16 protein-coding genes are annotated in these 21,478 nt (G+C 39.3%); 13 read left to right on the forward strand and 3 right to left on the reverse strand.

What is annotated here, in order from left to right:
• Window positions 1-15 precede the first annotated feature (15 nt).
• The 5 genes from asnB to GYV61_RS06045 all read left to right on the forward strand — a co-directional run bounded on the left by asnB (window position 16) and on the right by GYV61_RS06045 (window position 8,069).
• Window positions 16-1,965 carry an asparagine synthase (glutamine-hydrolyzing) gene (asnB, locus tag GYV61_RS06025; protein ID WP_174795156.1) on the forward strand — a complete coding sequence of 650 codons (1,950 nt, stop codon included), beginning with the start codon at window positions 16-18 and terminating at the stop codon, window positions 1,963-1,965.
• Between the two features lie 19 nt (window positions 1,966-1,984).
• On the forward strand, window positions 1,985-3,241 hold the full coding sequence (locus GYV61_RS06030) for a carboxylate--amine ligase (protein WP_174795157.1): 1,257 nt from the start codon (window positions 1,985-1,987) through the stop codon (window positions 3,239-3,241).
• A 170-nt stretch (window positions 3,242-3,411) separates the two neighbouring features.
• Entirely contained in the window at window positions 3,412-4,632 is a 1,221-nt protein-coding gene (locus tag GYV61_RS06035; RefSeq protein ID WP_174795158.1) for an MDR family MFS transporter, read from the forward strand.
• Window positions 4,633-4,727: 95 nt separating this feature from the next.
• Window positions 4,728-6,677 (forward strand): M13 family metallopeptidase, encoded by a 1,950-nt coding sequence (locus tag GYV61_RS06040; protein ID WP_174795159.1) that lies wholly within the window; start codon window positions 4,728-4,730, stop codon window positions 6,675-6,677.
• A 144-nt stretch (window positions 6,678-6,821) separates the two neighbouring features.
• Window positions 6,822-8,069 carry a CPBP family intramembrane glutamic endopeptidase gene (locus GYV61_RS06045; protein ID WP_174795160.1) on the forward strand — a complete coding sequence of 416 codons (1,248 nt, stop codon included), beginning with the start codon at window positions 6,822-6,824 and terminating at the stop codon, window positions 8,067-8,069.
• 185 nt (window positions 8,070-8,254) lie between these two features.
• On the opposite strand, the gene GYV61_RS06050 is transcribed toward GYV61_RS06045, so the two are convergent.
• The 3 genes from GYV61_RS06050 to GYV61_RS06060 all read right to left on the reverse strand — a co-directional run bounded on the left by GYV61_RS06050 (window position 8,255) and on the right by GYV61_RS06060 (window position 11,993).
• On the reverse strand, window positions 8,255-10,285 hold the full coding sequence (locus GYV61_RS06050) for a KUP/HAK/KT family potassium transporter (RefSeq protein ID WP_174795161.1): 2,031 nt from the start codon (window positions 10,283-10,285) through the stop codon (window positions 8,255-8,257).
• Between the two features lie 122 nt (window positions 10,286-10,407).
• Window positions 10,408-10,866: a hypothetical protein gene (locus GYV61_RS06055; RefSeq protein WP_110446621.1), complete on the reverse strand. Its 459-nt coding sequence runs from the start codon at window positions 10,864-10,866 to the stop codon at window positions 10,408-10,410.
• A gap of 263 nt (window positions 10,867-11,129) precedes the next feature.
• The gene (locus tag GYV61_RS06060) at window positions 11,130-11,993 is read right to left on the reverse strand and encodes a hypothetical protein (protein ID WP_174795162.1); all 864 of its coding nucleotides are present in this window, start codon (window positions 11,991-11,993) and stop codon (window positions 11,130-11,132) included.
• A gap of 215 nt (window positions 11,994-12,208) precedes the next feature.
• On the opposite strand from GYV61_RS06060, the gene GYV61_RS06065 reads away from it, so the two are divergent.
• The 8 genes from GYV61_RS06065 to GYV61_RS06100 all read left to right on the forward strand — a co-directional run bounded on the left by GYV61_RS06065 (window position 12,209) and on the right by GYV61_RS06100 (window position 21,321).
• Window positions 12,209-12,427 (forward strand): DUF1659 domain-containing protein, encoded by a 219-nt coding sequence (locus GYV61_RS06065; RefSeq protein WP_110446619.1) that lies wholly within the window; start codon window positions 12,209-12,211, stop codon window positions 12,425-12,427.
• A 41-nt stretch (window positions 12,428-12,468) separates the two neighbouring features.
• Complete coding sequence (locus GYV61_RS06070; RefSeq protein ID WP_046325552.1) at window positions 12,469-12,717, forward strand: DUF2922 domain-containing protein; 249 nt, start codon at window positions 12,469-12,471, stop codon at window positions 12,715-12,717.
• A gap of 532 nt (window positions 12,718-13,249) precedes the next feature.
• Window positions 13,250-15,112 carry an SLAP domain-containing protein gene (locus GYV61_RS06075; RefSeq protein ID WP_174795163.1) on the forward strand — a complete coding sequence of 621 codons (1,863 nt, stop codon included), beginning with the start codon at window positions 13,250-13,252 and terminating at the stop codon, window positions 15,110-15,112.
• A gap of 133 nt (window positions 15,113-15,245) precedes the next feature.
• Window positions 15,246-16,088, forward strand: coding sequence for a hypothetical protein (locus GYV61_RS06080; RefSeq protein ID WP_174795164.1), 843 nt, complete (start codon window positions 15,246-15,248; stop codon window positions 16,086-16,088).
• A gap of 235 nt (window positions 16,089-16,323) precedes the next feature.
• Window positions 16,324-16,815: a sigma-70 family RNA polymerase sigma factor gene (locus GYV61_RS06085; protein WP_174795165.1), complete on the forward strand. Its 492-nt coding sequence runs from the start codon at window positions 16,324-16,326 to the stop codon at window positions 16,813-16,815.
• 121 nt (window positions 16,816-16,936) lie between these two features.
• On the forward strand, window positions 16,937-18,154 hold the full coding sequence (locus GYV61_RS06090) for a glucosaminidase domain-containing protein (RefSeq protein WP_174795166.1): 1,218 nt from the start codon (window positions 16,937-16,939) through the stop codon (window positions 18,152-18,154).
• Window positions 18,155-18,200: 46 nt separating this feature from the next.
• Window positions 18,201-19,361 (forward strand): SLAP domain-containing protein, encoded by a 1,161-nt coding sequence (locus GYV61_RS06095; protein ID WP_174795167.1) that lies wholly within the window; start codon window positions 18,201-18,203, stop codon window positions 19,359-19,361.
• A 130-nt stretch (window positions 19,362-19,491) separates the two neighbouring features.
• Window positions 19,492-21,321 (forward strand): cation:proton antiporter domain-containing protein, encoded by a 1,830-nt coding sequence (locus GYV61_RS06100; RefSeq protein ID WP_174795168.1) that lies wholly within the window; start codon window positions 19,492-19,494, stop codon window positions 21,319-21,321.
• Window positions 21,322-21,478 lie beyond the last annotated feature (157 nt).

Raw genomic sequence — 21,478 nt, forward strand, 5'->3', positions numbered from 1 at the left:
AAGGGAAGTTAAGCAATGTGCGGAATTGTTGCATTCTATAATCCAGAAATAAATGATAAGCAAGCTGCTATCGGTAAAATGATGGCGGCAATGAAGCATCGTGGTCCTGATTCAGATGGTTTTTATACCAATGACAAAATTGCTTTAGGGTTTCGGAGACTGTCAATCATTGATTTACGTGGCGGCAGTCAGCCAATCTACAATGAAGATAAAACGAAGGCGATTATCTTTAACGGTGAAATTTATAACTTCCAGCCTTTAAGAGAAGAACTGCTTGCGGCAGGTCATACATTTACCACTAAGTCCGATACGGAAGTGCTTTTGCATGGTTTTGAAGAATGGGGTATGGCTGGCCTGCTCAAAAGAATTAGGGGCATGTTTGCCTTTATTATTTGGGATGATAAGACCCAGACAATGTATGGTGCCCGCGACTTTTTTGGTATTAAGCCGCTGTATTACAGCAATGAAAATGGTCATTTGATCATGGGCTCAGAAATTAAAAGCTTTCTGGCACTGCCCGGCTTTAAACGGCGTTTAAATATTGAGGCTGTTAAACCGTATTTGATGAATCAGTATAATGACCTGCATGAGACTTTCTTTAAGGGTATTTACAGGTTTCCTGCCGGTCACTGGTTCGAATACAAAGATGGCTTAATGAAAACCCACCAATACTGGGACGCCGAGTACAAAGCCAATACTTTAAGTTTTGAAGAAACCGTTAATAAGATTAACGAAGACCTGCATGAGTCAGTTAAACTGCACCATATCGCGGATGTTCCTGTCGGTGCCTTCTTATCCGAAGGGGTCGATTCCAGCTATATCACCAGTATTTTAAATCCAGATGACGTCTTTTCAATTTCGTTTGATGATGCCACTTATGATGAGGCATCAAAGGCCAAGGCGTTAGCAGAGATCAAAGGCTGGAACTTCTTTTCCGACAAGGTTAAAGCCGATGAAGCGATGCATGACTTTCCGGAGATGCAGTATCATATGGATGAACCGGATGCCAATCCGTCAATTATCCCGTTGTGGTACTTGTGCAAGATGGCGCGAAAGCACGTCACTGTCGCGTTGTCTGGTGAAGGTGCAGATGAATTGTTTGCAGGGTATGTCAATTACGGGATGCACACGCATAACAGTATTATTAAGGCCTTTACTTCACAGTGCAAGAAATTGCCTAAGAATACAAAGGTTAAGTTGGCGCGCAGAATTAAGAAAATGCCGAATTTCCCGGGGAAGGTGCACCTGTATACCAACTTAGCTGAGCCAAGTGAATTTTACGTTGGCCAATCGGTTATTTATGACATGGATTACCCGACAATCTTCTCTTCTGAAGATGCTAACAGCATCTTAAAGCCGTCTTACCGGAATAAACTAACTGTTAATGGGATTTACCAAAGCGACTTTAAGAAGGTCAAAAATCTCGATAACGTCCGGCAAATGCAGTACATTGATCTGCATCACTTTATGCTTAATGATATTGAACAAAAGGCAGATAAGATTTCTATGGCACATTCGCTGGAATTGCGGGTACCATATCTTGATAAAAAGGTGGCTGAAAGGGCAAATTCAATTCCTACCGATTATCTAGTTAATAAGCATGATACTAAATATGCTTTACGCAAGGCTTCAGAAAAAGTTTTACCAGCTGAATGGGCTAAACGGCCAAAGCTAGGTTTTCCTACCCCAATCAAAGAATGGCTGCAAGAACCTCGTTTTTATAAGCAGGTACGCGAACTGTTCAGTGAAGACTTTGTTCAGGACATCTTTGAACAAGATAAAATTTTAGACTTACTTGATGAAAACTATAAAGGCGATGGTTCTCATCGCAGACAGATTTGGACAATTTATACGTTCTTAGTTTGGTATAAACTATTCTTTGTTGATTATGAAGGTACGGTTGCCAAATACCAGCGTGTTCAACCAGAAGTAGCCGATTTGATTAAACAAGGCAAATTGGTTTAATGAGGAGCAGAATTTATTAATGAAACGAAACTTTACACCAATTTTACTTGGTAGTGACATTAATGTTTACGGCATGGCCCGATCGTTTAACGAGGCTTATGGTATTAGCGTGAAAGCACTGGCTGACAGCCAGCTGGCAGCAACGCGTTATTCTAAAATTGTTAGTGTGGAACTGCACCAGGGTTTTAGTGAAGATCCCACTTTTATTGAAGTAATGCGCAAGCAAATGAAACTCTACCAAGACCATGAAGAACCGGTGATTTTGATTTCATGCGGAGATGGTTATTCGGAACTGCTTGCTAAACACAAAGAAGAACTAGAGCAGGTATTTGTTGTACCTTACGTGGACTACGACCTCTTACAAAAATTAATTTCAAAAGAAAACTTTTATCAAATTGCGGAAAAGTATGGTCTGCCGTACCCTAAGACTAAAATTGTGACTATGGCAGATTACAAGGCAGAAAATTATTTGGAACTGCCTTTTGGCTACCCAATGGAGCTTAAGCCGGAAGATCCGGTATCCTGGCTTGATGTGCAATTTGAAGGTCGCAAAAAGGCTTTTACCATTCATAATGAAACTGAATTGCGCGACATTGTCACAAAAATCTATGAAAATGGCTACAAAGAAGATTTAATTCTGCAGGACTTCATTCCCGGTGATGATTCCAACATGCGGGTGTTAAATGCCTATGTTGATAAGGATCATCATGTTAAGATGATGTGTATGGGTCACCCTTTGCTGGAAGATCCCACACCTCAGTCAATTGGCAATTATATGGCGATTTTACCTGATTATGATGAAAAGCTGTACGAGCAGGTTGAAGCATTTTTGGAAAAAATCAATTACACGGGGATGGCCAACTTTGACATTAAATATGATGCCCGCGATGGTAAATATAAGTTCTTTGAAATTAATTTGCGTCAGGGCCGTTCAAGTTTCTATGTGACCCTTAATGGTTATAATCTAGCCAAATGGTACGTGGACGATTATGTTTACGATTCACTGCAGGACAAGGAACCAATCTACGGTAACAAATTAAAGTCAAAGCATGAACTGTGGCTGGGTATTCCGGTGAGCGTGTTCAAAGAATATGCCGTGGACAATGAAGCTAAACAGATGGCCGAAGAACTGATTCATGAAGGGCGCTATGGTACAACTGTCTTTTATGATCAGGATCGTAATTTTAAGCGGTGGTTGCTTTTGAAATACATGTTTCATAATTATAAAGGACGCTACCAAAAGTATTACCAGGAAAATAAGGGCCAGTTCTTTTAGGCCTGTTTCCATTGCATAATAACAAAGATGATTGCAGCAAGACAGCTGTGATCATCTTTTTAGATAAAAACTATCTTTTTTACCCAGTTAGTTATTAGCTTTGGGGTGTTCTTTTTTAATACTTCTTGCTAAACTGGTAAATGGAATCTAAAAAAGAAAGGACTGAATAAATGAAACTTAAACACGGATCTAATGAAGAAACAGAAATTAAGCTGCGTTGGCTACTACTGGGGGAACTGGCCACGTGGATTGGGTCAAGTTTTGTTTGGCCCTTAACTTCGGTTTATTTAAACAAGCAATTACACATCAGCCTTTCTGTAATAGGGGTTGTTTTATTTTGCAATTGTGCCAGCAATGTCTTAGGCTCATTTTTAGCCGGGCGCTTATACGACCGCCTGAACCCCTACCCGCTAATTGTTACTGGGTTAGGCCTTGATGCGCTGGTTCTGTTTATGATGGCATTCTTTCACGGCTGGCCGGAATATTGGATATGGCTGATTATGACGGGCTGTATCAGTGGCTGGAACGGCACGCTGATTAATTCAATTGCGACGAGTTTGCGTAAATATTCAGGACGTTACGTTTTTAATTTGATTTATTTTGCGCAAAACGTGGGTACTGTCACTGGTACTCTGCTTGTCGGTTATCTCTATGATTTTTCAATTGAATTTTTATTTATTCTGGCAGCATCTTTATTTGCCATTGCTTGCGTCAACGCGGCTATTCATTACCGCCCGATCAGCACTTTTCACCAAAACCGTAAAAAGAATGGTGTTAAAAAGAATGCACAATCCAAGGCGATTCCTATGCCAAAATATAACGTGATGTTGATGGTCGGATTTTTGGTTTCTTTGGCTGTGACCTGGTTAATGTATATGAACTGGGAGTCCAACCTGTCGGTTTACATGGTGTCTTTGGGAATACCTTTCCACATGTATAGTTTGCTATGGACCTTCAATGGTGCCATCATAGTTACTGTCCAGGTAATTTTGGCACGTTTTCCCCATATTTTTAAAAATCTGTTTCAGCAAATTATTTTTGGTACGATCATGTTCGCAATCTCTTTTGCCACATTGATTTTTGCCAAGGACTTTGCCCACTTTGCACTGTCAATGTTTGTGCTGACGTTAGGTGAAGCGACAGCTTTTCCTGCCGTTCCTGCTTACATTAACTATTTATCCCCCGCAACCAGTAAGGGTAAATACCAGGGTGAAATTAATGTTGCCCGCGGGATTGGTCAGGCCTTTGGCCCCTTATTTGGCGGTATGGTAATTGATCGTGCGGGTTATATTCCGTTTTTCATAATTGCTGCCTGTGGTATTTTTCTGATGGTGCTAATGTTATTGCCCCTTCACGCAAAGTTGCGTAAACATATCACACTTTATAAATGATTTTGTAAAGGCTTTTTAATATTAACGGTTTAATTAAAATGATAAGATTAATTTAGTCTATTTTTAATTTAGATATAAAAGGGAGGACTTTCTGAATGAATAAAAATTTTGCTGTTCGCGGCGGTAGTGGCGATATTATTGAACCTAATGTTGCCGCTCGTCCACAGGACAACCTTTACTTGGCTATTAATTCTGAGTGGATTAAAAATACTAAAATTCCTGAAGACCGTTCACGGATGGCTTCATTTGACGGCATCGATGTAGATGTTGAAAAGCATTTAATGCAGGATTTTGCCGATTTTGCATCTGGTAAAAAAGAAATTCCTGATGTTCCTAACTTAGGTGAAGCAGTTAAGCTCTATAAATTAGCAGGCGATTTTGACAAGCGTAATAGAGAAGGTGCTGATCCGATTAAGGACGATTTAGCTATTCTTGACGGCATTAAGGACTTTTCTGACTACAACTTAAATGCGCCTGACTTAGCAACTTTTACCATGCTCCCATTTAGCCTTAGCGTTGAACCTGACATGAAGAATACTAAAGTTAATGCTTTGTATTTTGCCGGTCCTGGAACTTTCTTGCCTGACACTACAACTTATCAAACGCCTGATGCACCTCAATTGTTAGATACTTTGCAAAAGCAGTCAGTTAAGCTTTTAACCATGGCTGGTATTGCTCAAGCTCAAGCAGAAAAATATGCAGCAGATGCTATTAAGTTTGATGCTAAGCTATCTAAGATCGTTAAGTCTACAGAGGAGTGGGCAGATTATCCTGCTACTTACAATCCAATGAAGATTGAGGACTTTGAAGCTAAGTTTGATAAATTCAAGATTGCTTACTACTTGAAAGAAGCAATTGGCGAAGAACCAGAACGAATTATTGTTGAAGAACCACGCTACTTGGATCACATTAACGAAATTATCAATGAAGAAAACTTTGCTGAAATCAAGGGCTGGATGATTGTTACCTTTATTAACGCGGCTGCTGATTCCTTGTCACAAGACTTCAGAGAAGCAGCGTTCCCATTTAGCCAGGCTTTATATGGCCAGCCTAAGTTGTCTAGTGGTGAAAAGCAAGCTTACCACATTGCCAACGGCGCCTTTAGTGAAGTAGTCGGCGTTTATTACGGTCAGACTTATTTTGGCGAAGATGCTAAAAAAGACGTTGAGGACATGATTCATCGTATGCTTGACGTTTATAAGGAACGCCTGCAAAATAATGACTGGCTTTCTGAACAAACTAAAAAGCGGGCGATTGTTAAGCTTGATGCTTTGGTCTTGAAAATTGGTTATCCGGATAAAATCGAGGAGATTTATAATCGTTTAAAGGTTATCCCTGCAAGTCAAGGTGGCAGCCTTTATGCAAATGAACGTGCATTTACTATTGCAGAACAAAAGTACAACATTGAGCAACTGCACAAGGAAGTTGACCGGACAGTATGGGCAATGCCTGGTAATTTAGTTAACGCCTGCTATGATCCGCAAAGAAATGATCTGACTTTCCCTGCAGCCATTTTGCAAAAGCCATTCTATGACTTGAAGCAAGACAGAGCAGCTAACTTTGGTGGTATTGGTTCCGTAATCGCTCATGAAGTTTCTCATGCGTTTGACAACAATGGTGCACAATTTGATGAATTGGGCAACATGACTAATTGGTGGACTGATGAGGATTATGCCGAATTCAAGAAGCGGACACAAGCTGAAATTGATTTGTTTGATGGCATCGAATATGGTCCGGTTAAACTTAATGGTAAGCAAATAGTTTCAGAAAATATTGCTGACCAAGGTGGTTTAACTGCTGCTGTTGAAGCCGCAAAAAATGAAAATGATGACTTAAAGAAATTATTTGAAAACTTTGCACGCATTTGGGCTAATAAGCAACTGACTGAATCAATTAAGAGTCAAACCGCTGTTGACGTTCATGCACCTGGTCCATTACGTGCCAACGTTCAAAGCCAATGTCAAGATGACTTTTACAAAGCCTTTGATGTTAAGCCTGAAGATGGCATGTGGCTCGACCCAGACAAGCGGGTACATATTTGGTAATTATTAGTAGTAAATCAAAAAGCCATTGTTCTAATCATTTAGAACAATGGCTTTTTTGTAAAGGTAAATAATAATTTTACTTATTTTAAAAAAGGATTAAAGATATATTGAAACACATTTTATATTTACTATAATGTAGTTACCATGAAGAATTTCAATCAAAACGCTGTATCAGCACGTACATCAGAAACAAATCGGATAATAAAAATTTTTCATTTAGCACAAACTGTGGGACAAATATTGATCTTACTAATTTGCGCTACTCTGAGTTTTGTTAATAGAAATCTTTTTAATCAAAACCAAAGGCTTGCCATTCCACTCTCTCTTATTTTTGTTTGTTTACAATTTTCTTTATTGCAAACTGAAAGTGCACAGCCGAAAAGATGGCAATTGATTAACCATTACATTGAAACTATAGCAATTTGTTACACTTTGCCAATTAGTTTGTCTTTGCTAACAAAATTACTGAATTACTATCATTTGATCAATGGCACTTTCTGGATGCTTTTGGTTACTTTTTATTCCCTTATCATGTATATTCCAATGGCTAAATTAGCTTTAAGTCGGGTGAACAATAATTGGGGCAGGATTTTGCTATTGATGTTTGTTGTCTATGACGTCCGGGTTGTAAGCAAGATTGCCGGAACTTTACGGTACAACAAGGTATTGCACCAGATAAATAATTCGGGTTTGTCTGGAATTCCTGTTTTAATCATCATTACTGTTTTGGTAATGACCAGTTGGAAAATACAAAAACCACACTTTCTATATAGTCGGAATGACTCAATTCTGTTTTCCAGCTTAATAACTTTGCTTTTAGCGGGAGTTTTACTTTTAATTGCTTTATCCCCTTTAGCCAAAGTTGATAACATTGCCGATACTTTGAGTTACTATTTTGATCAAATTAATCTTGGTATTATCGGGTCAGCTATACGAACAGGGATTGCTGAAGAATGGCTAATGCGTTTTTTAGTTATTGCTCTTCTTGCACAAATTTTTCAAAGCAGTAAGTATCGTATATACTTAATTGTGTTATTTGATGGTCTACTTTTTGGGTTTTGGCATATCACCAACATTGCCTATCAAACGCCATTAACTACTTTGCGCCAAATGTTTGAGGTAAGTGGCGCGGGGTTGGTACTTGCTGCTATTTACCTTTACACACATTCGCTACTGTTAATTATGACCTATCATGGCTTATATGATTTTATTCTATTTCTTCAGGCTGGTATCGGCGAATATGGCAATCCAGTTAAATCTGCAGAGCAACCTACTATGATGGACTGGCAGGGAACCATTTTGAGAGTTACTATTTATGCAGTTATCGCCTTAGTTATTATTTGGACTAAAAGGAGACAAAAAGTAATCGAACAAAATCTGGCTCAAATCTAATATTTTAAATAGCATATGATGACTAATTGATATGTTGTGTAAAAATAATTTTGCTTACCAGTTTAAGGCAAGAAGATTCTATAAAAAGATAATTAGTCTTTGATCTGAATTATTCCTAATCTCTTTACATAATAAAAAGACTAAAAATAGCACCTGTAAAATTAATTCACAGGTGCTATTTTATATTATTCAGTTTCTTTTTTCTTTAAGTTGGAATAGTCGCGTGGTGCAACCCGCTTAATGTGCAAGTTGTGTCTTGGCTTGCCTAAAATCAAAGGCACTTGCTCGACCACCGTGTCAGTGTATTCCAAGCCAAACCAGGAAGCAGGATTGGAAGACAGGTTTTGTAACCATACCCGCGCTTTTAACATTACTTTTTCAAAGCCCTTTAGTCTGGTCAAAGGACTGACAACCTCATTAACGATTACAAATGAGAAGTCGCCGACTTTACGACCTGGGGTAGTAGTGTATTCTTGCGGTTGAGCCTCAATGGTGCCGTCTTTAATCAAGTCGTGAACAATTTGGCGCAGGTAAACGTTGACACTGGTTTGTTTCTTAAAACCGAGATACAGCTGCACGTTAATGACATTTTTAGTGCCAAAAGTATTAACGGCGTATCTGGCTGTAAACGGTTCGTTGGTAATGTTGACTGTGACAAACCAGTAAGCCTGAGCACGTTTAGGACGTTTATCCAAGATGGAGTACATGATTTCCCGTTTAATAAACTTGTTGTATTTAACCTTAGCCATGTAGACCAGGTTAGTCGCATAAGTAGGGTAATCATCATCATGACTTAGGTCCGTTAACATATCAGTGTATTCATCTAAACGTACGTAGGAATGAGCACCTTCGTGCTTGTCGCGGACTTTATTGCCGAAGTACCAAATGAACATGATAACGCCAATGAAACCGGCAATTAGGACGGTGACATAACCGCCATGCATGAATTTAGTTAGACTGGAAATTAAGAACATGCCTTCGATAAAGCCAAAAGCAAGTAAAAAGCATAGGCGCAATATCAACGGGTGGTGTTTTGAACCCAAGTACTCAAACAAAAGCAGGGTAGTCATCAACATTGTGACCGTGATTGACAGACCGTAGGCTGCTTCCATGTGTTCTGAAGTCCGGAAGAAAATGACGATTGCAATAGTAGCAACGCAAATCATTTTGTTAACGGAAGGAATATAAATTTGCCCATGCTTGGTAGTAGGGTAATTAATATTCATTCGTGGTAAGAATTTCAGGCCACTTGCTTCGGATACCAGTGTAAATGAACCGGTGATTAAAGCCTGAGAAGCGATAATGGCAGCAATTGTGGCTAAGATGATGGCGAACAAGCGCAAATTAGTTGGCACAGCCTCAAAGAAAGGATTGAGTTCACCACCATTAGTCTGGTAGTGCGGGTTTTGCAGTATCCATACTCCTTGTCCTAAATAATTAAGTGACAGACAAAGAAAGACGTAGGGCCATGATCCCCGAATGTTACCTTTACCAACATGACCAACATCAGAATACAGCGCCTCGGCACCAGTGGTAGCCAGGAAGATTGATCCCAAAATGAAAATACCGGCTTTATTAGACGGGCTGAAGAGAACTTTAACAGCCCAAACCGGATTCAGTGCTTCCAGAATTGACCAGTCGTTAGCCATATTATAGATACCGATCAAACCTAAAAAGGTAAACCAGACAAACATAATCGGGCCAAAGGCTTTACCAATACTGCTGGTGCCCAGCATTTGAATTGAAAATAGTACCAGCAGGATGGCGATCGTAATAATAATGACGGCATTCTGGTTAGGAACGGGAACGTGGGAACCAAAGTGCATGTTCTTTAGTCCTTCGATTGAGGTTGTAACGGTCACGGCCGGCGTCAATGTTCCGTCGGCTAATAACGCTGCCCCGCCAATCAATGCTGGCATCACCAGCCACTTGGCTCTTTTGCGTACTAAAGCGTATAAAGCGAAAATACCACCTTCACCACGGTTAGTAGCCTTAAGCGCAATCATAACGTACTTAACAGTAGTTAACAGCGTGACTGTCCAGAAAATCAGCGAGATTGAACCTAAGATCAGTTCCCGATCAACGTTGGCAATACCACCATTACCCGTAACGATTGACTTCATTACATAGAGCGGACTAGTACCGATATCGCCGTAAACGATACCGATGGTAATTAACAAACCGGCAGCTGAAATCCGCTTCTTCTTTTTATCCATAGTAAATATGTACTCCCATAGACAAGATTGAACTATTCATTTTTTAAGTAAAAAAGAATGTCACTGTGGCATTCTCATTCAAGTATCTATTTTGTTCTTTTTTTTGCTTTAGTACAAGTAAATTATGATAAAGAAGCTGAAATTTTATTGCGACGGTCTTCGTACCAGTTATCCCAATCCTTGTATGATGTCATTTTTTCTGCTTCAACACCATCTTTAGCCGCAATTTCATCAATTATATTTTGGAAATTTTGGGCATGATATTGTAATACATGCTTAACTAATTCTTTGCGGGTAAAGTGAATGTTGTTAAGAAGATAGTGATTAATATCCACCATGTTGGAATTAGTATCGTATAAGTTCATGATTTCTAAGTCGCGTTGATTAAATTGTGCGATGTAGAAGTCAGCGAAGACTATAAGGTAGTCTGGCTGCTGCGCGAATTCTTTCTGCGGCATGGTAGCCCACTCAGCCTCAGGCATGACAACCTTAAGTTCCTTTTCTTTTCTAGCTTTTTCTTTATCCTTTTCTTGTTGTTTTTCGTTATCTTTCTCTTTGGTATTATTTTCTTTATCAGTCAAAGCAGACACTCCTTTAATAAAAATAGGAAACGTGAAAGTCAATAGTCATTTTACAGAGTTTAGACTATAAAAGCAACTATTGGAGCAATTTACCCTTTACATAATAGTAGTTTTTCTCAATTTTAATAAAATTATAGCATTTTTGCCTACGCACAAAAAATTGCTGCTAGTTAAAACTTTGACAGCAAAAATCGTCTTAAATTGCAGCTTAGCAGTTCAAGGCGATTTTGCTTAATTCTAATTCAGAGATCTAAAAATCGTGATTATGGTCTCAGATAATCTTGGATGTCTTTTCTGGTAATCTTGCTTGGTTTAGTTCTGCCGGATTTTCTGTAAAGGTCGATTAGGTCTTGTGGACTCCAAGAGGTTGCGTCATAACCAAACTTAGCTACCCGCTTACGCAATTGCGCAATCTGCTTCTTAGAAACGGTCTTGCCGTTTACTTTATGGTTGCCCATTGCTCCTTCACCGGTCTTACCAGCATTGCCCGTGTCTGGTCCTTTACCGGAAATAGCTTTGTAGCTTTGAGCTGCGTTACCGTTTGTGCCGTCTTTAGCAGCCTTTTGGTTATTCTTCAGTCCCTTTTCTGCTTCTTTCTTATATTGGCTGTAGTATTGTCCGTCGATATATGGCAGGTCTAGAACTTTTTGATACTCGTCAGCGGCTTTAAGGTATTGCTTATTCAGTTCGGCTTGGGATGCAGCAAGAAAGATAGGCCGAATTTCGTGCTCGTAATTATCCTGCACATCTTTAATGGTAGTTTTAAGACTTTTACCTTGTTTTACTAAAACGGAGTAGCCATTTTTGCTTTGAATTACATCTGCAGTTTTGCTTAAGGCATCATCATATTTACCCTTTTTGGTAGCCTTAATTGCAGAAGCCATATTGTCCGATTGGTTTTTATAAGCTTTAGCCTGGTCAGTCTTCTTAATTCTGAAAGCTTTGGCAAATGCGGAGCTTGCTTCTGAGTAGTCTTTGTCAGCAACTGCATTTTTACCGGTAGTCATTGCACTGTTATAGGAAGCATTAACTTTATCACTGTTAGATTTTTGGGTGGCATAAAAAACGCCACCACCAATAGCGATAATTACTACTGCCACAATCGTACCAATTGTCGTTTTTTTCATAATAGGAACTTATCCTCCTTACTCATACTTAGTTTAATTATAGATGGTTTAAGCAGATTTGACTACTTAATGGTGTTTTTTCACATGTTTTAGCCAAAAAATTACGACTAAAAAGTTACATTTTACGGCGCCAATTCGTTAGTAATAGTGTAAGACAGCTGGCGCGCGGGTTGATTACAGCATTAAGATAAATTAAAAAAGGAAAGAAAGATACTATGAATTTTGCATTATTAGATCAAGCAGTCCAATACACATTTTTAAACTCCAAGTATGGCAAACAAGGTGCTAAAACACGCAATTTGAAGAATGTTAAACGGGGCGTTGCAGCAGACAGTTTAGCTAAAGTCGGAAACGCACTAGCTCAATTGCAAGGCGATGAACTGGGAGCGGCAACCTTAATTCAAAAGCAGGGCATTTCATTAGCAAGAGATTAAAACTAGTCAGCCAATAATTAAGTGGGATAGGAGTAGATAATATGGAAACTAAAACCAAGACGTTACAATTAGTATTTTTAAATGGTGCAGGCAAAAAGGTTAACTTGTCCTTGGCTAACGCTGCGGCTAACCTAACCGGAGCGGAAGTAAAAACGGCAATGACTACAATAGCAAATGCTGATGCATTTGAACAAGAAGGGGTGAGTCTATATCAAACTCCTCAATCTGCTGCATACGTTGAACGAACTGTTACTAGTTTGTTTGATAATACTGCGGATCAGTCTCTGTAATCTGCAGGTACTGAAACTGATTAGCAAACTGATTGCTAAAGTCAGGCGGATTTTAAGACGAGAGTAAATATTAATAAAGGAAAGGGTTGCACTAAGATTGTTAAGTGCAGCCTTTTTTACTTTATAAAAAGTTTTTTTGTTATTATTTTGTAAAATTTACCGGCAAATAAAAAAGTTTTTTTAACTAAAATTAGCCAGAAAACCCGCAAAGCATTGTTGCACAACGTTTTTATAAGAATAGCAACTTTACATATCTATTTTACAGCTGTAAGCGTTTGTTACAAAAGTGTGTAAAATAATTGGATGCCTTGCAATTTAAGCAAAAGGTTAGTACAATATGAAATGTGGTAAGTAATAACTATGCTTCAGGTTCGATAGCCTGTACGCATGCGCGTTCTTCAGCTTGAAGGCTACCTCATAAGAGTTATAAACTTATGATTTCAGCTCGAAGGGTGTTGTAACAATGTAGGCTCATAACGACTGAACCTATAGTCTATTACTATTTTGTATATACACAAGGAGGAAAGACCACATGAAGAAAAATTTAAGAATTGTTAGCGCTGCTGCTGCTGCTTTATTAGCTGTTGCTCCTGTTGCTGCAGGCGCTGTATCAACTGTTTCAGCAGCTGATAATACAACTACTACAGCAAATACTGGAGCTCTGACTGCTAAAATCAACAGCAACAACTTAACTACAAGTGACAATGATCACCTTAACTTAACTGTATCTGCTGATGTTGCTGCAAATGTAGTTGATGGTGATGCAGTTTCTAACAGCAATTTAAGTGTTGCTATTAATTTGAATCATATGCCTAACGGATTTGCATTAAGTCAAGTTAATAATGTATCTGATGTTAAAGTTTATGATGCTCGACAAGTATCTGTAGGGGCTGATGGTCAAGCTACTGTAAATAATGGTGCACAACCTGTCACTAACTTCCATAAGGGTGGCATTTATGTTGCTGTACTTTCGATGGATATTAGTGGTTTAGCTGCTACTCACAATTATTTTGTGAACGACAGTACTACTGCAGTTACATCTTCTCCAAGTAGAAGTGTTCATCTTGTATTAGGAAGTCAAGCATTCTCAATTAATGATGCTTCTAGACAAGGTTATCCATATGTAAAAACTAAGGATACACAAGATAAAAATGGTAATACCATTTACGGAACACGTGTTACCCAAGGTTCAGTAGTATTTGCTGATACAATTAGTGGTCTTATTAATAAAATCACTGATAAATATGTGCCTGCAACTACTCAAGTAGGTAATAATGCGGCTACAAGTTTCTGGACAAACATTGAGCAGGACGTAAGAGATGGTCTTAAGGCTGCCGGTATAACTGTTAGAGCTGATAATAGTTTTGCTAGACCAACTAGTCCATTTACTCTTACTTTACGAGTAAGTGCTACTAACCATAACACTGGAACATTTAGTGTAACTGTTCTTCCAGATCCATCATTTGGTGATGAAACATATCCACAAATTGATTATACTGAATATGCTGGAAGCAAGAACAATAAGACTGATATGGCAGGTACAGTAGAGATTTCTTCTATTGGCGATGCAGCATTCAATTATATTCCATTAAATGGTTATGTAGATGAAGGTGCTATTCGTGCAGCCTTCACAGCTAGAGTTAGTGCATCTGACAGAACTAATTTGCCAATTAGTATTGATTCAAGCAAGGTAAATACTAAAGTTCTTGGTAGATACCCAGTTGTAGTTAGTGCTACTAATGCAGCAGGTAGAACTACTAAGGTTACATTCTATGTGACTGTTGGTCAAAAGGGTGCTACTTATGTAACTGTTCAAGCTGATACTGATACAATTCCAGTATACAAGATTGAAGGTAACGTAGTAACTACTACTACCACAACTATTAAGAATGGTGACCAAATTGCTACATTTGGTGATCCAGTTAAAGTTGGTGACAAGACATACACTAGAATTAATGGTCTTGATTCCAACTTGTTTGTAGAAACTAAGTATGTTGACGGTACTGTTAAACCTGTTCCTGCAACACCTAAGACAGTTATGCACAACTCTTACATCTACGACAAGAACCACAAGCGTGTTGGTACTAACAAGCTTGCAGCTTACAGCACTGTAAATGTTTACGGTACTCCAACTAAGCTTGCAGATGGCAGCCTTGCTTACAAGATTGGTGACAACCAATACGTAATGGCTGACAACATTGACGGTACTTCTCGTGTATTGTCACACAACGCTTATGTTTACAAGACCTCTAAGAAGCGTGCTGACAGACGTGTATTGAAGAAGGGTGCAACTGTTGTTACCTATGGTTCACCTTACACATTCAAGAATGGTAAGGCTTACTACCGTATCGGCGGACCTAAGAAGCAATACGTTAAAGTTGCTAACTTTAAGTAATTAATTCTTAGTTAATTACACGAAAACGGAAATGTGTTACATTTCCGTTTTTTTGTTGCCTTTTTTAGCTATGCAAGCGATAACAATATTGGTATAATGGCTTTTATCAATTTTAAAATTAGGAGAAGCTTAAATGATAAAAGAAGATAATACCATTTGCAACTTACCCCCAAGTAAAGACTATCCCATTTGGTCAGAAAGGTTATTGCGCCAGCGCATAGCAGAAGATAAGAAGATTTTAGACTATCTGGTGTTTGATGAAGAATACTGTGTTAGTGCCAGTACCATTGCCCTGTATCAGTTTCAAAATCAGCCGCTGTGGGGCAAGTTCAAAAGCGCCATTTTTGACAGTAAGTGCGGCATAGTCTTAAGTGGTCGTAGTACCAAATCTCATCTGACTTCATTTGCGCAAAAGTGCTTGTTTGCCGGTCTTGAGTTTCAGCGTGAATTTGCCCGTCAAATTGGTTTAGCAGGACACAACGTCATAGCTACTGGCAAACTGGCTTACTTTTCCACTCGCAGCTACAACACCAGTAATCTTGACTGGGTTGCGCTCCATCAAATGGCCGACTATCAACCAATGCAGAACCACATGTTTGTCTTTGAAACTGTCAGTATTAGCAACAACAAATACCTTTTTGCTTACCGCAACTGCAGCCGGCATTTAACAGATAAGATATGTAACAGCTTATTCTTTAACCATGCCCTGTATGTGCTTAACAGTACCCATTTAGAGCAGAATTTAGGCTGGCGGGTTAGGAAATTTCATGGCAAATCTCTGATTGATCAACCGGCTAATTTTCATCCGCATCAATCTCTAGCAGATTTAAGTCTCAAAAGTATTATGACGGAAGTTCTGGATAAAAAGCACCTACGTTACGGTAACTACTTGGCAGATTTTTATGAATTGCCCCAAATGACCGAGGCACATAAGAAGGCCTACTATTCCAGCAAGAGACCCGACAGCTTATATTAGCTTGCTACACGAATTAAGTAATTGATTCGTGTATTTTTTTAACTCTTTTTTCACCCAAAAATTGCCCGTTATTAAGCTGTCTGCAGCTATAATTAGGAAAATTTTTTATTTTATTAAAATAAGCAGTGATAGTATAATCAACGCCTCATTTTACGTTTTTGCTATTTTAATAAACCTTGTTAATCTATGGGGGCACAAGCGCTTGTGACAAAATGACATAAAGGAAACGTCACAAATGAAGATTAACCAACAGGCATTTTTAACAGCATGGAATAACCAAAAATTAGTTAGAGGCGCATTAAAGGCCGCCCACGTCAGAGTGGACTATACTAATTATGAGGACCTTTTTCAAGAAGGTATTTTAATATACGCGGAAATGTTAACCAAGTTAGCAGATAAGAAGCGTCCAGAAGTAGATCGGCTGAGTTTTCGCAAAATTATCTGGCACACTATTGATCTGTTGCGCAAAAGGCAGCATCAATCAGAAGAAGAAATTGCCTTTGATTCGCTCACAGAAGCTACATTAATAACTAACTGGAATAACCAGCTGGTTCTTAAGGGTGAGCTTGTTCGTATGAACGAGATAGAAAAATTGCTATTTATTAATCACTTAATTGGTGGTCAAACTATCAGTGCCTTGGCTCAAGAAGCCCATGTGAGCCGAGTTCAGCTGCAGAGAAGCAAGCATAATTTGTTAATTCACTTACGTGAAATTTTAGAAAAATAATTACTATTTGTAATATAAAAACGATCTATATTACTTTTTGACTACAATTCAAGTGCAGCTATTGTTTATAGTCTAATTGCCCGATACAATAAAGGTGTCGGTTAAGGAGGAAATATTATTTATGAAGAAAAGACTAATCACTGGTTTTGCGACAGCTGTCCTCGCCTCAGCGGTTGTCATGCCGGTTACCAACAACTTAATTGCCAATTATCCAGTACGTGCTGAGAAAGTATCTGCAGCTACTGCGGCTGAAACTGCGTTTTTAAATACTATGTCTAAGCAGGCACAGAAGGTATCAAAGAAATACGGCTTATATCCTTCAGTGATGATTGCCCAGGCAATCGTAGAATCTAATTGGGGTAAGTCAGGCTTGGCAGTCAATGCCAATAACTTATTTGGTATGAAAGCTAATGACGACTGGCCCGGAGCAACATACTCGTCTAAGACTCGTGAAGAAGATAAGAACGGCAAGAGCTATTACGTAACCGCTAAGTTTAGAAAATACGACTCTTGTCAGGACTCATTTGATGATAATGGTAAGAAACTGCGCTTAGGAGTAACTTGGCAGCCTGAGCGCTATCAAGGAGCTTGGTTGGAAAACGCCGTTTCTTATACAGATGCCACTCAGGCGCTAACTGGTACGTATGCGACTGACAGCAAATACAACACGACCTTGAATGCCAGAATTGCTAACTACAATTTGACGCAATATGACCCTACGGTTTCAAACACCAGCAAGTCTTATGTCGTCAAGAAAGCGGGCGCTACTTACGCGTGGCCTACTGACCATTCGGTTTCAGCTAAGACTAATTCCGTTGCTAAGGGCGATGCCGTTACTGTTACGAAGACCATTACCTATTATAATGGTAAAAAGCGCATGTATATCTCCGGCAAGGGCTGGGTTAATGATACGCTCTTAGACTTGGGCAGCGCACTTCCTCCTGCTTCGCAAGCCCCTAAGGGTGAAAAAAAGGTCAACAAGACTTTAATGCACAACTCTTATGTCTATAACTCTGAGGGTAAACGTGTTAAAAAGCTGAAGGCAATCAAGGTACCTAACACTGGCAAAGTGATTGCGACTTACGGCACTAAAACTATTAACGGTAAAAAATATTACCGTATTGGTGAAAACCAGTATATTGCCAGCGGCAATATTGATGGCACAGTGAGACCATTAAAAAAGAACGCTTATGTTTATAACGATTACGGCAATCGTGACAATCAGCTGGTGATGAAGAAGGGGCAGTCAGTCGCAACCTTTGGCAGTGCAATTAATATTTATGGTCATAAGTATTATAGAATTGGTATTCACCAGTATATTAAGAAAGGCAATTTCTAGATCAGGGTCAAACGGTAAAAAGCAGAAATAAGGAATGAAAATTTAGATGAAGATAAAGAAACTAATAACTACTATTGCTATCGGAGTAGGTTTAGTTGCACCTATTTTTAATGTTAATCACACACAGGTAGTTGAAGCTGCCTCAATTAATTCAATCGCAAAACAAAACAGCTATGTCGGCGAGACATTTTTGTATCAAATGTTGCAGACGCAGAATATCAAGTATAACAAATTTTATGCTAAAGGCAATAAAATCAAGTATCGAAAAGGAACACCTGAGGGTATTGTCATCCATGAGACTGCTACCCCTGGAGCTTCCGCCTATAACGAAGCCATTTACTTCAACCGTGAATGGATGAATATGTACTCCTACGTTCATGCCTTTGTCGACAGTAAGCAAGTTATTCAAATGATGACGCCCAACTACGGTGTCTGGGGTGCGGGCGCAATTGCCAACAACCGCTTTATTCAAATTGAGCTTTGTCGGGAAAACACGCGCAACAAATTTGCTAAAAGCGTCAATAATGATGCTATTTATGCCGCTAAGTTATTGCATCGCTATGACATCACGCCCGTGAATGCTTCAAATACTGGCAAGGGAACTATTTGGTCGCACCACGCTGTATCGCGCTTTTTAGGTGGTACCAATCATACCGATCCGGATGGCTATTTCCAAAAATGGGGCTATTCGATGAATGATTTCTTCTCCCTGCTCAAATATTATTATGACATGCAGGCGGCTGAAACCTCTAATACCACAGTGCCCGATAATAACGTGGGCACGAGTGATCCGGTGGTTTCTGATTCTAATACTGATTCTGACCCTGACCCCGTTTCTCAAGCACCGACTGGCAACAAGACTTTAATGCACGATGCTTATACTTATGATGCCCAGGGTAATCGCACCACCGCTGCACTGAAAACTGCAGGTACTGTGGTGACTGTGGCGCAAGAAAAAGTTATCAACGGTAAAAAGTACTTGCAAATTGGTGAAAATGAATACGTTGTTGCCAGCAACATTGTTGGTACTAAGCGAATTTTAACTCATAATGCTTATATTTATGACACTACCGGAATTCGCAGTGATAATGCAAAACTTTTACGCGGCACTTCTGTGCGCACTTATGGCGGCCGCATCAATATTGGTGGCAAAATGTACTACCCAATTGATACCAACCGCTTTGTCAAAGCAGCTAATTTTAAGTAGCAAGTAAAGAAACAGGTTATGATATGACCCCCAAATTTGGGGGTCATTTTGTTATTTCTCACCCGTATTATTTTCTTCATTTGGCAATTTCTTGTATAATCGACTAAGAATAAATGAGGGGGCATTCCTTGTGGCACAGTTGTCTTTATTCTTAGTTGTTTTGTTTGCGCTGGTAGTGCCTATATTAATGGCGCGTTTGCGGGTTAATGCAGTTCCGACTGCAGTTGCAGAAATTATTATTGGTATTGTGTTAGGTGCAAGTGGCTTCAATCTCGTCCGGCCGACCCATGACCTGTCTTTTCTGTCAAATTTAGGCGTGATCTTGTTACTATTTTTGTCAGGGATGGAAATTAACTTTGACTTGTTAAAGCCGGGTCAAAAAACCAAAAGAAAAAAGGGTCAGATTGCTCCTTTTAAAGTGGCACTCAACGCCTTTTTAGGTGTGACAATTTTGTCTATTTGCTTAGCATTATTGTTAAAAGTGTTGGGTTTATTTGGGGACGTCATGCTGGCAACCATCATTTTTATGACTGTTGCTTTGGGCGTGGTGATTGCTACCTTGAAGGAAAAGGATATTTTAAACAGACCCATCGGACAGACAATTTTACTAACTGCAGTTTTAGGGGAAGTAATTCCCTTAATGCTCTTAACGGTTTATGCAGCCATTAATGGCGGTAACACTAAGCAGCTGTGGCTGATTATCCTGCTCTTTGGCGTTGCTATTTTATTATTGTGGCGCTTTAAGCAGCCCTACTTATGGTTTGTAAAGGTGACCAAATCAACCACTCAGTTAGATGTCCGTTTAGCTTTCTTTCTAATATTTGCTTTGGTTACGGTAGCAGAGAGAGTAGGAGTAGAAAACATCCTGGGAGCGTTTTTAGCCGGCATTGTCATGAAGTTGCTGGAACCTAGTCAGGAAACAGCGGACAAGTTAACCTCAATCGGCTATGGTTTCTTCATTCCTATTTTCTTTATCATGACGGGAGTAAAACTTAATTTAAGGTCACTTTTGGTCCACCCAAAATCACTGATTTTATTACCAATATTAATCTTGTTTCTGTTCTTAGCTAAAGTACCTGTTGCTTTGGTTTACGCTCAAAAATTCGGCAGCAGAAATGGTATTGCCGGGGGCTTTTTAACTGCAACTACCATTACTATAGTGCTTCCGACTTTAGCAGTAGCACGTAAATTAAACGTTATTACACGGCTGCAATCAGATGTTTTTATCCTGGCTGCTGTGATCGTCTGCATTCTGTGCCCAATTTTATTTAACGCCATTTTTGAATTGAAAGCAGAAGATCGCATTAAAGAAAAAGTCGTGATTTTGGGCACGAATGCCTTGACTGTCCCCGTAATGCTTGACCTGCATGATAACTGGTATTCAGTTAAGATGTATACTACCAGTAACGAACACTATCATATTTATAAAAGCCGCGTGCCACAATTAAAATTATTATCCCAATTGGACAGTGCGAGCTTGGCACAATCCGGTGCTTTTACTGGTAATATTTTTGTTGCGGCCATGAGGTCTGACGATACTAATTTGCGGCTAGGGCAGCTGGCACAAGAGCAGGGTGACTTCAAGCGCATTATTATTTGTCAAAAGCGTGCTGATATTGCCAGGGTCAAGGACTTGCGCAAGAATGGTATGGAAGTCTTTGACTTGAGTAATATAACTTCCGCACTCTTACGGGCACTAATCGAATCGCCCGCTCTCTATAGTGTCTTGAGTGATACTAAAAATGCGGTTTACTCTGTTGTCGTCCGTAATACGCAGTACTCGGGTCGCCAACTGATGGACTGGGACGTGGCTCATGACATCACCGTCAGCCGTATTCGCCGGGGGCAAGAGTGGCTGGTGCCACACGGTCATACTGTCATTGAATTAGGTGATGAACTGATTTTCACCGCAAAATATCAAGCGGCCGATCGTATGCGCCAGGTTATCGGCAAAAAATAATTACTAATTAGACTGACTAACAAAGGACTGATTTTGACAATCAGTCTTTTTTAATTGAGAATTTTTCTCAGTTAGAAAATAATACAAAAATTAAGAAGTGACTGTCAGCATTTTTTAATTCTCAGTTAAAATATACTCTTGTATAGTTATAATAATT

The sequence above is a fragment of the Lactobacillus melliventris genome, assembly GCF_013346935.1.
In the GTDB taxonomy this organism is placed as follows: Bacteria; Bacillota; Bacilli; order Lactobacillales; family Lactobacillaceae; genus Lactobacillus.

Coding starts and splice junctions, on each gene's coding strand:
- GYV61_RS06070 (WP_046325552.1), top strand. CDS start 12,469: ATGGAAACTAAAACCAAGACGTTACAATTAGTATTTTTAAATGGTGCA.
- GYV61_RS06080 (WP_174795164.1), top strand. CDS start 15,246: ATGATAAAAGAAGATAATACCATTTGCAACTTACCCCCAAGTAAAGAC.
- GYV61_RS06045 (WP_174795160.1), top strand. CDS start 6,822: ATGAAGAATTTCAATCAAAACGCTGTATCAGCACGTACATCAGAAACA.
- GYV61_RS06030 (WP_174795157.1), top strand. CDS start 1,985: ATGAAACGAAACTTTACACCAATTTTACTTGGTAGTGACATTAATGTT.
- GYV61_RS06075 (WP_174795163.1), top strand. CDS start 13,250: ATGAAGAAAAATTTAAGAATTGTTAGCGCTGCTGCTGCTGCTTTATTA.
- GYV61_RS06065 (WP_110446619.1), top strand. CDS start 12,209: ATGAATTTTGCATTATTAGATCAAGCAGTCCAATACACATTTTTAAAC.
- GYV61_RS06095 (WP_174795167.1), top strand. CDS start 18,201: ATGAAGATAAAGAAACTAATAACTACTATTGCTATCGGAGTAGGTTTA.
- GYV61_RS06035 (WP_174795158.1), top strand. CDS start 3,412: ATGAAACTTAAACACGGATCTAATGAAGAAACAGAAATTAAGCTGCGT.
- GYV61_RS06060 (WP_174795162.1), bottom strand. CDS start 11,993: ATGAAAAAAACGACAATTGGTACGATTGTGGCAGTAGTAATTATCGCT.
- GYV61_RS06085 (WP_174795165.1), top strand. CDS start 16,324: ATGAAGATTAACCAACAGGCATTTTTAACAGCATGGAATAACCAAAAA.
- GYV61_RS06050 (WP_174795161.1), bottom strand. CDS start 10,285: ATGGATAAAAAGAAGAAGCGGATTTCAGCTGCCGGTTTGTTAATTACC.
- GYV61_RS06090 (WP_174795166.1), top strand. CDS start 16,937: ATGAAGAAAAGACTAATCACTGGTTTTGCGACAGCTGTCCTCGCCTCA.
- GYV61_RS06040 (WP_174795159.1), top strand. CDS start 4,728: ATGAATAAAAATTTTGCTGTTCGCGGCGGTAGTGGCGATATTATTGAA.
- asnB (WP_174795156.1), top strand. CDS start 16: ATGTGCGGAATTGTTGCATTCTATAATCCAGAAATAAATGATAAGCAA.